General features: G+C 68.6%; 14 protein-coding genes and 1 pseudogene. 11 read left to right on the top strand and 4 right to left on the bottom strand.

What is annotated here, in order from left to right; genetic code table 11:
* Positions 1-217: 217 nt before the first annotated feature.
* From ACFWPQ_RS46155 to ACFWPQ_RS46125, 7 genes and pseudogenes are all read left to right on the top strand, one after another.
* Complete coding sequence (locus ACFWPQ_RS46155) at positions 218-382, top strand: hypothetical protein (protein WP_384049511.1); 165 nt, start codon at positions 218-220, stop codon at positions 380-382.
* A 385-nt stretch (positions 383-767) separates the two neighbouring features.
* A pseudogene (locus ACFWPQ_RS46150) lies at positions 768-920 on the top strand (IS256 family transposase); the annotation flags it as partial.
* A 38-nt stretch (positions 921-958) separates the two neighbouring features.
* Positions 959-1348: a hypothetical protein gene (locus tag ACFWPQ_RS46145; protein WP_384049508.1), complete on the top strand. Its 390-nt coding sequence runs from the start codon at positions 959-961 to the stop codon at positions 1346-1348.
* A 439-nt stretch (positions 1349-1787) separates the two neighbouring features.
* Positions 1788-2018, top strand: coding sequence for a hypothetical protein (locus tag ACFWPQ_RS46140; RefSeq protein WP_384049506.1), 231 nt, complete (start codon positions 1788-1790; stop codon positions 2016-2018).
* Between the two features lie 305 nt (positions 2019-2323).
* Positions 2324-3091 carry a peptidoglycan-binding protein gene (locus ACFWPQ_RS46135; protein ID WP_384049503.1) on the top strand — a complete coding sequence of 256 codons (768 nt, stop codon included), beginning with the start codon at positions 2324-2326 and terminating at the stop codon, positions 3089-3091.
* The gene (locus ACFWPQ_RS46130; RefSeq protein WP_384049500.1) at positions 3088-3903 is read left to right on the top strand and encodes a DUF2690 domain-containing protein; all 816 of its coding nucleotides are present in this window, start codon (positions 3088-3090) and stop codon (positions 3901-3903) included. Before ACFWPQ_RS46135 ends, ACFWPQ_RS46130 begins: the two co-directional genes overlap by 4 nt.
* A gap of 310 nt (positions 3904-4213) precedes the next feature.
* Positions 4214-4612, top strand: a complete 399-nt coding sequence (locus ACFWPQ_RS46125; RefSeq protein WP_384049497.1) for a hypothetical protein — start codon at positions 4214-4216, stop codon at positions 4610-4612.
* Between the two features lie 140 nt (positions 4613-4752).
* Here ACFWPQ_RS46125 and ACFWPQ_RS46120 read toward each other — a convergent pair.
* Positions 4753-5561, bottom strand: a protein-coding gene (locus ACFWPQ_RS46120) for an IS5 family transposase (protein WP_384049495.1) whose coding sequence is annotated in 2 segments (ribosomal slippage) — positions 4753-5210 and positions 5210-5561 — 810 coding nt in all. Because the reading frame shifts where the segments join, the coding sequence is not laid out codon by codon here.
* Positions 5562-5622: 61 nt separating this feature from the next.
* On the opposite strand from ACFWPQ_RS46120, the gene ACFWPQ_RS46115 reads away from it, so the two are divergent.
* On the top strand, positions 5623-5982 hold the full coding sequence (locus ACFWPQ_RS46115) for a hypothetical protein (protein WP_384049492.1): 360 nt from the start codon (positions 5623-5625) through the stop codon (positions 5980-5982).
* Between the two features lie 363 nt (positions 5983-6345).
* Positions 6346-6603 carry a hypothetical protein gene (locus tag ACFWPQ_RS46110; protein WP_384049489.1) on the top strand — a complete coding sequence of 86 codons (258 nt, stop codon included), beginning with the start codon at positions 6346-6348 and terminating at the stop codon, positions 6601-6603.
* Positions 6604-6718: 115 nt separating this feature from the next.
* Here the strand turns inward: ACFWPQ_RS46110 and ACFWPQ_RS46105 are convergent, their stop codons facing one another.
* Positions 6719-6892 (bottom strand): hypothetical protein, encoded by a 174-nt coding sequence (locus ACFWPQ_RS46105; RefSeq protein ID WP_384049486.1) that lies wholly within the window; start codon positions 6890-6892, stop codon positions 6719-6721.
* Between the two features lie 719 nt (positions 6893-7611).
* Positions 7612-8160: an asparagine synthase-related protein gene (locus tag ACFWPQ_RS46100; RefSeq protein ID WP_384049483.1), complete on the bottom strand. Its 549-nt coding sequence runs from the start codon at positions 8158-8160 to the stop codon at positions 7612-7614.
* 16 nt (positions 8161-8176) lie between these two features.
* On the opposite strand from ACFWPQ_RS46100, the gene ACFWPQ_RS46095 reads away from it, so the two are divergent.
* Complete coding sequence (locus ACFWPQ_RS46095) at positions 8177-8539, top strand: hypothetical protein (RefSeq protein ID WP_384049480.1); 363 nt, start codon at positions 8177-8179, stop codon at positions 8537-8539.
* A gap of 292 nt (positions 8540-8831) precedes the next feature.
* On the opposite strand, the gene ACFWPQ_RS46090 is transcribed toward ACFWPQ_RS46095, so the two are convergent.
* Complete coding sequence (locus tag ACFWPQ_RS46090; RefSeq protein ID WP_384049477.1) at positions 8832-9029, bottom strand: hypothetical protein; 198 nt, start codon at positions 9027-9029, stop codon at positions 8832-8834.
* 458 nt (positions 9030-9487) lie between these two features.
* Here ACFWPQ_RS46090 and ACFWPQ_RS46085 point away from each other — a divergent pair.
* Positions 9488-12007 (top strand): tetratricopeptide repeat protein (locus ACFWPQ_RS46085; RefSeq protein ID WP_384049474.1); only part of this gene is annotated, 2520 nt, incomplete at its 3' end.

Raw genomic sequence — 12007 nt, 5'->3', positions numbered from 1 at the left:
AGTCATGCCGGATCACGAGCGCCGAGCCTGGCAGCAACCCATCCCGGGCCGCAGAAGAACTCTCACAGTTATGTTTTCCGCGGTCCTGCAAGAGGACCGCTGGCCTCCGGGCCCGGCATGACTGTTCCCCCCTGTCGAACGGATGACCTGGGGGGTGGTGTCACCGGGCTCGGGAGGCGCCGTTGGAGACGCTGATGAGAGGTCCGACTACACGACCTTGGCATCCCGCATCAGGACCGCGCTCCTCGGCTTCCACCTCACCCTGGGCATCCCCCAGAACTTCCCCCGCGGAGAGGACGACAACATCACCGACGAACTCATCGACGAGGTACTGCTCGACGGGGAGCCCGTGCGCCTGATCAAGCTGCAGCCGCGCACCTGACCCGTCTGCGGCAGGGGCGTAACCGCAATGTCCTCAGCGGCTGCTGGATTCTGCACGAGGAAATTCAGAAAACACACCGGAGACACCGCCCGCCTGTCCACGAGACAGCGATGGGGCAGCAAGTGCCGCGTCTGCCCCATCGCTTGTCTCAGTGCCGACCGTCGTTGGGACTGCTCCAGTCCCAACGATCCTGCTGTTCCGTACCGCCGCTGGCCTTCTCCGGACGGCAGGCTTCAAAAATGCCGGAGGTGGCGTCGGACGGTCAGCTCGCGGCGCTGAGCAGGAGACGTTCGATATCGGGAAGCGTGTCCTCGCCCGGCGCGTAGGCTTTGATCGCCTGGACGGTGCGCTCGTCAAGGACGCGTCACCCGCAGCGCCGGCTCCCGCCGCCGCCCTCGCCATGGTCTTCAAGCTCGTCGAGTCCGCCCAGCAACGGTGGCGGGCCGTGAATGCGCCCCACCTCGTCGCCCTCGTCCGCGCCGGAGCCCGGTTCGAACGCGGCCAGCTCGTCGAACGCCCGCAGACCCTCGCGGCATGAACCACCCCCAGCCACACACACTCGTCTAGTCTGACGCCGTGACCCTGGGCACGACACGTCGCCTTCGAGAGGTGCTGTCTGCCGGCTCCCAGCCTTTCGATGTTCTGAACAGACTCGGATGCGGATCGCTCGCCGACAAGCTGCCTGCGAGCGCGTCCCTCGATGAACTGCTCAGCGAGGCCGAGCACGAGGCTCGATGCCGCCGGCATCCGTACTTGAGCAGCGAACACGTTCTGCTTGCCGCCGCCAAGGCTGCAGGGGAGCTGGAGCTCATCACCGAGTACACAAGCGCACTGGACCAGACCCAGGTCCGGGTGCATCGGTGGTGGCAACCACGGGGACGCAGATCCGCGCTCCGGACCCGAGGCCAACGCCTCCTGGACGAACAACAACGAACCGCCCTGGAACGCGAACGCCACCGTCCCTGAAGCGCATCAGAAACCGCGTCCCCCTGGGCACGGACGAGCTAGAGGAAGCACCCGACCCACAGGTCTTGACGATTACTCGAGGCGGAGAACGTCCTACCCGTGTCGACGTCTCCGCCGAGAATTCGCGATTTCTGAAGGTGCTTCATGGCGAACTTGCGGGTGCAGCTTCCGAACCCCGCGCCGCCGAGGCAGAAGCCCGCCACGCTCCAGGACCGCTCGGACAACGGGAGGTTGTCCGACGCGATCCCCCCGGGCCCCTTGTCCGCGGTTCGCGGACTCCAGGCTCGCGCCACCCCGCAGACTTGAAAAGTCCAAGGAAATCCGCGAGCACATCAAGGAGTTCGGCACGGCCGAAGATGGTCGGCTGTTCCGTGCGTCCCAGGGTGGCCACCTCCTGTCCAAGGAGTATGGAGAGGTTTGGAAGGCGGCCCGGCTCGCGGTGCTGACAGAGTCCGAGGCTGCCTCACCGCTGGCTGACGTGCCGTACTCCCTGCGCCACGCGGGCGTCTCGCTCTGGCTTGAGTCTGGCGTCTCCCCGGCCGAAGTCGCACGCCGGGCCGGACACAGCATCGCGGTTCTGTTCCGGTTCTACGCCAAGGCGATTCACCGCAACCAGCAGCACTCGAACGAACAGATCGGGCGAGCCTTGGAGGCCGCCGAAGAGGAGTAGGCGGCACGGCCGTCCACTTAAGCGCCCACCTTCACTTCCAGGACGGGGACGTGGAAGGCGTCCGGCGAGCCCTCGGCCGAGCCGAGGCAGCCGTCATTGAGGTCCTGCGGAACCTCCACGGCCTCCGCATCGCCATCGGCGACGCGGAGGAAGTAGAGGAGTAGCGGACGACTCTCCGACGGCAAGCCGCCCGGCAGGTCGGGCGGCGCGGCGGACCGGGACACCGACCGGGGAGGCCCTACTTCGCTCGGTTACGCTCTCCGTCCGGACCATGGGGAATGTCTCCCGAGGGGATGGGGCGGGGAATGGCACGGTGGAAGGAACTGCCGGGGGGACTGGACCCGGTAGTGGTGGAGTTCATCGGGCAGTTGCGAAGACTGAAGGACGCCAGTGGGCTGAGTGTGCACAGGCTCGCCGCACGGACGGGCTACAGCGCGTCCTCGTGGGAGCGTTACCTGAGCGGCCGTCTGCTGCCGCCGACCGCGGCGGTCGAGGCACTGGCAGCGGTCACGTGTACGGATACGGGCGCCGATACGGATACGGCCCGGCTGATGGCGCTCTATGCGGCAGCAGTGGATTCCTGGCATCGGGATCGGCCAACCGGCCATACAGACGCGGACGAGGACGAGGAAGGCGGCGAACCGCTGCCAAACCTCGTTCCGCGCCCGGTGACTCGTCGCAGGCTCTACCTCACCGCCGCCGGAGCTGCCGTGGCGGGTGCGCTCATCGCCGTGGCAGCCATGACGGAGTTCGACAGCGGGGCGTCGGCCGGTTCTCCCCGTACGGCTGCGGTGGCCCATCCGATCGCCTATGCCTGCACCTACGTGCGCAGACACGGCTCGTGGTACGCCGGGAACAGTGACACCAGCAGCGACGTACTCGAAGTCGACATGTCGGGTCCCGAAGTCGCCGAACTCCAGTGCCTGTTGCAACGTGCCGGCATCTCCCCGGGAGGCGTGGACGGCAACTTCGGCCCGCTGACCGAGTCAGCGGTCATCAGCGCTCAGAAGAGGTACCACCTGGACGTCGACGGGCAGGTCGGCCCGCACACCTGGGCAGCGTTGCGCGGATGACGAGGATCCCGCCCGAGTGCGAACGCCTGGCGGCCCGCCTCCGGACGCTCCGCGATCGCCGCCGGCTCACCCTGGTGACGCTGGCGGCGGAGTCCGCCTACAGCAAGTCCTCCTGGCAGCGCTGGCTGGCCGGACGCGCCCTGCCGCCCTGGCCGGCGGTGAGTGTGATGTGCCGTCTCGCCGACGAGCCGGAGCCCGGTGTACGCGCGCTGTGGGAACGGGCGGAGGCAGCCTGGAGCCGACGCACCGCGACAGCGCAGAGGCCGGAACGCACGGCCTCCCGCGATGACGCCTCGCCCACGATCCCGCCATCCCCTGCGCCCACGCCACCGGTCCGACGCCGACGCAACTGGCTCGTCGTCGCGATCGCCGCACTCGGCGCCGGTAGCGTCATCCTGCTCCCGCAGGCGGGGCGCGCGACCTTCGACCCCTCCGCCGGCTTCCACGTCGGCTGTACGGGCACCGCCTGCGACGGCAAGGACCCGGGACCGGTCCTGTGCGGAGTCGAACCGAAAACGCTGCTGCACATGCAGACACCCACCGGCGTCGGGCTAGAAATTCGCTACAACCCGCTCTGCCAGGCGGCCTGGGCCAGGGTGTGGAACGCCCCCGTCGGCAGCACCCTGACCTTCGCCGTCTCCGGGCAGCCCACCCAGCGCGTGACCGTCGCACACGCCGACAACACCGACCCGTTCGTCTACACCGGCCTCGCGGCCGTGACCGGACACGGCCCCGCCATGAAAGCCTGCGTGACACGCTCACCGAACCCGCCTGACTGCTACGCGGTACCCCAGCCCTCACTTGATCAATAAGGGCGTCTGCCAGTAGGTCATCGGATGCGGGCGCTTTGAGGGCGGGTGTCCCAGCGGTAGGGGGCCAGGCGGGTCGGATGAGGCAGCGCACGGTGCCGTCAGCCTCAGTCCGCAGGCCGGCTGACGGCCCCTCGCCCCCACCGGCCGACGCGTCCCGTCCCATCATCACGCCAGGGCGCATCACCGCAGGTCAGCGCCATCCTCTTCCCACGATTTCGTCACATCCAGCGATGCCCTTGGGGGCGGCTCGGCTGGGCCGTAGGTTCCTCGGCGTCATCAGTTGGTTGGCCCAATTGCCAAGGGATGTTTCATGAACCTCGCCCGAAAGCTCGCATCCGGAGCCATTGCCGCCGGCATCGCCGCCACCGGCCTCCTCGCGGCCACACCCGCCAGCGCCGCCAGCGGCGGCGGCTGCGACCCCTACAGTTCCAGTGCCGGTATAAAGGCGTGCATCAGCGCCAGTGGCAGTGACGTGTTGCCGGACTTCTACATCACCGTGGTCCCTGCCCATTGCCAGTCGGCGGAGTTCATACTCTGGGACCTAACCGCGAACACAAGGGTCTGGTCCACCGGGGTCGCCTGTAAGGACATGCACGGCGGCCCGTGGCACATCCATGCCACCTCGGGGCACGCCTACGAAAGCGAGCTCGATGTGGAAGTGGGCGGGGAGGGGCCGTTGTCATCGACAAGCCCGATCTCGTACTGGTGAGCCGCTTTAGCGGGCGCCACCCTCACCCCACGCCGGGGAGAGGGTGGCGCCTCTGCGTGGGTGCGTTACAGGACGCATGTTGCTGCCGGTACGGCCAGTAGCGAACAGCCCCCTGCTCACCTGGCTTCTTACTGATCGTTTCAGAATGCGATGCGTAGTCGCCTCAAGCAGATGATGACGCAGGCGAGTTGGAGGAGTCCCTGGTGGAGGTCGGCGCGTGTCTCGTAGCGGATGCGCAGGCGCTTGAACTGGTGCAGCCACGCAAAGGTTCTCTCTACCACCCAACGGGTCTTGCCCAGGCCGGAGCCGTGCGGGGCGCCGCGTCGGGCGACCTTCGGGACGATGCCGCGGGCCCACAGGAGTCTGCGGTACTTGCGGAAGTCGTAGCCTCGGTCGGCGTACAGGCGCTTCGGCCTGTGGCGGGGGCGGCCGCGTCGGCCCCGGATGCGCGGGATCGCGTCCAGGAGCGGGATGAGCTGAGTGACGTCGTGCCGGTTGCCACCGGTCAGGGAGACGGCGAGCGGAGTGCCGTGGCGGTCGACGATCACATGGTGCTTGCTGCCGGGACGGCTGCGGTCGACCGGCGATGGCCCCGTGTGCGCCCCCCTTTGAGCGCCCTGACGTGCGAGCCGTCGATCGCGCAGTCGTCCATGTCCAGCAGGTCGGCACGCCGCAGCTCGACGAGCAGGGCCTCATGCAGGCGGGGCCATACCCCGGCCTCGGTCCAGTCCCGCAGCCTCCGCCAGCAGGTGACCCCGGAGCAGCCGATCCGTTCGGACGGGACATCCGCCCAGGACGCGCCTTTGCGCAGGACATACACGATCCCAGCCAGCGCAGTACGGTCGTCGACCGGCTTCCGACCGGGAAACCGGTGCCGCCGTGGCGGCCGGATCGGAATCAGCGGGGCTATCCGCTCCCACAGGTCGTCGGGCACAAGATCGCTGTTCACGCCGGAAGCGTGTCAGAACAAAGCGGTTGAGGAGGGTGAATCGGCCCGGCACACTCGCCCGATGAGCCACAGCACAACGCCTGGCAGCTGGGACGGGCCCTGGTACCGCGTCCACACAGAGCAGTTCGAGGCCGCGTTCCTGCCGAATGCCGGCGAGGACTTGGAGTCCGTGGACAACGTCGACGTCTTCGTAGACCTCAAGGACGGCTCCCGGTGGAGCGCGACCATCATCACCCTCGCCCAGGTCGAGACCCTCATGAAGCGATGGACCGCGAGCGGGGAAGCTGTCGCAGGCCGCTACTTCTGGTGCTCGGACGGGCTCATCGTCCGCGATGCCGGCATCAGCAACATGACCCAGGTCCTCACCGGCCTGATCGACAACGGCGAGTTCACACAGATCCTTCAACGCCTCGGCGACTGACAGCCGTCTGGCTTGCCCGTCTCATTCTGAAACGATCAGTTAGGCGGGAGTCGGTGACCGTGAGGGCCGACAACATCGTCGAACAGTTCCCCGCGGTCAACGACCTGCAAGCGGAATGCCCTCCTGCTTGCTCGATGACCTATCGATCGATCCATCGGGAAGGTACGCCTCCTTCCGTCAGGAGTGATCCACAGGTACTGAGCATTGCTCGATCTTCTTCGAAGAAGTACGAGCGGCTTACGTAGCGACGGCAGGTTCTCTGCATCTGGCCGGTCCAGTCGAGACGGAGAACGTCCTACCCGTGTCGACAACACAGGCGGCGGCGTCGAGTACAGCGTCGAACTCGACGTCAGGGAGGGCTATGTGGACTGCGTCGTCGGCACCGGAACGAAAACTGTCGACCTCACCGTGAACGTGGAGCAGCTGGCGCTGGCTGCCGGAGTCATCGAGGGCCGCGGAGAAATCTCCTACAGCGCCCGCAACCTCACCCAGCTCAGGAAATCCCTGTCGGGGCAAGCCAAATACGTCCGGCTCGTACACCCTTTGCTGGCCGACAAGGCCACAGAGCCGCTGATGCGGCAGGCCGGTGCACGCGAGTGGAAGAAACCTGCACGCCCTTGAAGCAGAGCTTGGCTCTGACTCGGCTGCGGCTTCTGCTCCTTGAGCACCACTACCGGCGGCTCGCAGACCCTGAGCGGTCGCGGGCGGTCCAGCGATCGTCGGGATCACACGGTGGTCAACGGGGGCTGAGGTCGTGCGTGGTGATCGTGTGCGGGAGACGGAAATCCATGGCCCGGCCGACCTCTCGCCAGGCCGCCTCTGCCGTCTTGCGCGCATCGGCGGCCACGTCACCACGTTCGCGTATGAGCCGTTCGTAGATCGGGGCGTCGCTTTGCGCCGTTGTACTCACCGCACTGATTCCTTCCTGATGGCGACACCCGCTTGGTCTCCGGGCCGCAGGCGGGGGCCGAGTCTATGGTGCCCGTTCCGTCAGCCTCGTCCCGTTCCGCCAGATGGGACGCGAGACGCACCACCCTCCACCACCGCGGTTCAGGAAAGCCGCGCCGCGACATCAGCGGCCCGGCTCTGCACCGAACTGGCGGACCCGAATCCGGGAAGAGCCCATATGACCACCGGGTTGCCCGCATCGTCGTCCAGCCGGTGAAACCGAGGCCGCCGATGGCGCCCAGCTCGTGGGCCCGCAGGCACGCGACGAGCTTGCCGCAGAGGGCGGTGGTGGTCTCCGGGGAGCGTCCCGGGCGGGCTGCTGAGATCGGATCTTCGGGTCTTCGGGAGTGGGTCGGACGCGCGGTTCGAGTCCTGTGACGACGGATCGGACGGCTACCAACTCGCGGTGAAAGCGCTGCAGCCGGGCGTCGTCCTGCGCCGCCGCGTGGAGCGTGGCTCCTCCATGCTGGTTGCGGAACACGATGTCTGAGCCGACCGACACCGACATGCTGCACGAGCAGCGGTAGGGCGGCGCTTCCAGCCGCTGAGGACAACGCGGTTACGCCCTCGCCTCAGACGGGTCAGGTGCGCGGCTTCAGCTTGCTCAGACGCACGTACTCCCCGTCGAGCAGTGTCACGCACAGCGACCGCGCCCACGAAGTGGACCAGAGCCGGTTCTGGTTACGAAGCCAAAGGACTGATGTGGTGCTCGGCGCCGGTGTGCTGCGTGACCCGCGCAGCTGGCTGCGTGTCCACGCGGCCGGTGAGCGGCCTGCCGTAGGTGACCGCGACGACCCGGCTCACCCTAGCGGCAGCAACGACAGCGGTGGAGGAGTCGAGTCCGCCGGACAGGTCGGCGCTAACCTGCTCGCCCGCCTCACACGTGTAGGCCTGGGCGTGGCCGCACGGCGCGGAGCCGACTTGTACACCCGAGACTGGCTCGACGGTTCGAGTCAGCAGCTCCCCAGCGCAGTGGAGGGCGTCGGGGCCGGCGATCGCCTCGTTCCAGGTGACCCAGAGGATATCGGAGGTCTCCGTGACCGCTTGGCGGGCGCTGGGCCCTGTCTGCAGGAAGGCCTGCGTGTAGGTGGTGCCGGGATGCTGCATGACCTGGTTGAGTCCGGCGTGGGCGCGGTGCTGGTCGTCCCGGTCGTTGCTCTGGACGTCGCGGCTCTCGTTCTTGATCCAGGTGACGTCCTTGTCGGCTTCCGCGATGGTGCCGCCTTCCATCAGCGATACTGGATGCATGGATGCGACGAACGCTCCCGTCCGCGCCGAGGTGCTGCGGGACCGCTACCGCAGTCGGCTGCCCAGGAGCCTTGAGGAGCTGGTCGGCCCGGTCGGGGGCACCATTGACCTGCCGCTCCACATCGTCTGGTCCGGGCGGACGAGCTACAGCCTGGACCGCCCGAAGTCCCGCATGACCCTTTACCGGACGGTCCTGGCCGAAGGCCTGCGCGAGGACCTGGCGGCCATCCTTCACCATCGGCTGCTGGCCGAGCAGTGGCCCGTTCTGCGTCGCCTAGTCAGCCCCTACATCCGCGAGGCCTGGGAAGATGCCTTCCCCGAGCTGCCGCGCACCGCTGCGGGCGGCATGACAGCCGCGTGAAGCTCCCCCCGCTCCACGAGCGCCTCCTTGCCGACATCCTCGACCTTGGCTCCCCCTATCCCCTGGTCCTCACCGGCGGATACGCCGTACAGGCCCACGGCCTGGTCGAACGCTTCAGTTCCTCGCCGAGCCGTTGGGGGCAAGGTTCGGGTGCCATTAACAAACGTGTCACCGATCCTGCTGGCTTATTCCGCGTGGGAGTTCGTTGATCAGGGCCGTGGTAGCTCTCCTGGCATTCCCGATTGGCGGTTGGGCCAGATGCCCTCGTTCGGCAGGGCGTCAGGTCTGGTCTCTAGGTGAAGAGGGCAGCGAAGGCCGTGGTCACGGTGGCGGCGAGAGTGATGACAGCGCCGAACGCGGTGGCGGCGTGGGTGAGGGCGGTGGGGTAGGTGGCGCCGTTCATGCGGGCGAGTTTGCCCGCGCCGGCGGCAGCCAGCAGCGCGACGATGATCACGAGCGCGGTGGTGAGGAGGACGACTGCGACGGTCACGGCAGACTCCCGGTGCACGATGGGGTGTTGACGTGGTCGAACGTCGCGGAATCGGTGTTCGCCAGGGTTCGCCGGGACGAAGATGGACATCGGCGAACACTTCACGGTCTGGGGGTGAGCACGTGCACGACGAGCAGAACGGCGGCAACCCGGAGCTCACTGAACTGCGCAGGAGACTGGCCGACGGTCTGGCCCAGGCCGGGCTGACCAAGGCGCAGTTGGAGGCCCGCACCAAGCTGGGACATACGACCGTGTCGCAAGCGCTGTCGCCCACGGGTCCGGTGCCGTCGGCGGCGACGGTGGCTGCGGTGGCCCGCGTGTTGAAGCTGCCAATCGGGGAGTTGCTGGAGCTGCGGCGAGATGCAGCTGGGGGCGAAGAACGGTCGGGGCCTGGCCGTCCGATCGGGGAGTGGGATCCGCACGACCTTGAGGTTCATCCCGCGGGGCCCGGTCAGAGCATGACCGGCTCTGAGGCGTCCGGGGCGCGGATGCTGCCCAGGTATGTGCCCCGGGAGCATGACCGGGTGCTGGACGCGGCGGTAGAGGATGCGCTGGCAGGCAACAGTCGGATCGTGGTGCTGGTGGGTACCTCGTCGACGGGCAAGACCCGGGCATGCTGGGAAACTGTGAAGCCGCTCGCGGAACTCGTGGAGAAGGGGTGGCGGCTGTGGCATCCCTTCGACCCGACCCGGGCCGAGGCCGCGCTGGAGGAGTTGCATCGCGTCGGGCCGCGGACGGTGGTGTGGCTGAACGAGGCCCAGCACTACTTTGGCGACAAAGCCGTCGGTGAGCGGATCGCGGCAGCGGTGCATCGGTTGCTGACCGATGAGGAGCGTCGGCCGGTCCTGGTGCTGGGCACGCTATGGCCCGAGTACGCCACCGAGTACACCGCCCTGCCCACACTGGGCGGCCAGGATTCGCACAGCCGGCTGCGGGAGTTACTGGCCGGCCACACCTTGACCGTCCCGGACGTCTTCGACGCCGATGCCCTGGCCACCGCGGTCGCCTTCGCAGGGAAGGGTGACCGCCTGCTGGCCGACGCCCTCACCCGGGCCCGCACCGACGGCCGCGTGACCCAGGACTTGGCCGGTGCCCCCGCACTCCTCGACCGCTACCAGCAGGCCACTCTGTCCGCCAGGGCGCTGCTGGACGCGGCGATGGACGCGCGCCGCCTCGGCGTCGGCCTCCACCTATCCCAGGCCTTCCTCACCGCCGCCGCCCCCGGCTACCTCAGCCAACGCGACTACGACCAGCTCACCGACGACTGGGCCGAACACGCCTACGCCGAACTCGCCAAACCCGTCCACGGCAAACAGGCTCCCCTGCGCCGAACCACCCCCAAGCCCCTGTGGAGCCCGCCCGCCCCCTTCGTCGTTGCCGAAGCTGCTGCCCCGCCGTCTGCGGGCTTGGTGTTCCGGCTCGCCGACTACCTCGAACAGCACGGCCGTACCGCCCGCCGGCACCTGTGCCCGCCCGCCTCCTTCTGGCACGCTGCCCACACCCACCTCACCCACCCCGACGCCCTGGAAAACCTCGCCAAAGCAGCCGAGGGCCGATACCGCCTGCAATGGGCCCACCATCTCCGCCACCGCGCCGCCGAGTACGGCAGCACTCACGCCCTGGAACGCCTGGCCGAGATGAGGGAGGTGACCGGGGACCGGGAAGGCGCCGAGAAACTCCTCCGGCAGGCCGCCGACCACGGCAGCACCGGCATCCTGTACCGCCTGGCCGAGATGCGGGAGGAGGCCGGGGACCGCGAAGGCGCCGAGGCCCTAGCCCGACAGGCCGCCGACCACGGCAACACCAGCGCCCTGTACCACCTGGCCATGACGCGGGAGAAGGCCGGGGACCGGGATAGCGCCGAGGCCCTAGCCCGGCAAGTCGCCGACCACGGCAGCACCCACGTCCTAGAAAATCTGGCCACGATGCGGGAGGAGGCCGGGGACCGGGAAGGCGCCGAGGCCCTAGCCCGGCAATCCGCCGACCACGGCAGCACCGACGCCCTGAAGCGCCTGACCATGATGAGGGAGGTGGCCGGGGACCGGGAAGGCGCCGAGAGACTTCGCCAGCAGGCCGCCGACCACGGCAGCACCAGCGCCCTGTACCACCTGGCCATGACGCGGGAGAAGGCCGGGGACCGGGAAGGCGCCGAGGCCCTAGCCCGACAGGCCGCCGAGTACGGCAGGACCCACGCCCTGGAACGCCTGGCCGAGATGAGGGAGGAGGCCGGGGACCGGGAAGGCGCCGAGAGACTTCGCCAGCAGGCCGCCGACCACGGCAGCACCGACGCCCTGTACCACCTGGCCATGACGCGGGAGAAGGCCGGGGACCGGGAAGGCGCCGAGGCCCTAGCCCGGCAATCCGCCGAGTGCGGAAGCACCGGCGCCCTGTACGGCCTGGCCGAGATGCGGGAGAAGGCCGGGGACCAGGAAGACGCCGAGGCCCCAGCCCGACAGGCCGCCGAGTACGGCAACACCGACGCCCTGGAACGCCTGGCCGAGATGAGGGAGGAGGCCGGGGACCGGGATAGCGCCGAGGCCCTAGCCCGACAGGCTGCCGACCACGGCAGCACCTACGCCCTGTACCGCCTGGCCGAGATGCGGGAGAAGGCCGGGCACCGGGAAGGCGCCGAGGCCCTAGCCCGGCAATCCGCCGACCACGGCAGCACCGACGCCCTGGAAGTCCTGGCCGAGATGAGGGAGGAGGTTGGGGACCGGGAAGGCGCCGTGAAACTCCTCCGGCAGGCCGCCGACCACGGCAGCACCAGCGCCCTGTACCACCTGGCCATGACGCGGGAGAAGGCCGGGGACTGGGAAGGCGCCGAGGCCCTAGCCTGGCAGGCCGCCGACCACGGCAACACCCGCACCCTGTACCGCCTGGCCGAGATGAGGGAGGAGGCCGGGGATCGGGAAGGCGCCGAGAGACTTCTCCGGCAGGTCACCGAGTACGGCAGCACCGACGCCCTGTACCACCTGGCC

The organism is Streptomyces sp. NPDC058464, from assembly GCF_042721035.1.
GTDB lineage: Bacteria > Actinomycetota > Actinomycetes > Streptomycetales > Streptomycetaceae > Streptomyces.
This window is presented reverse-complemented; position numbering and strand designations above follow the sequence as displayed.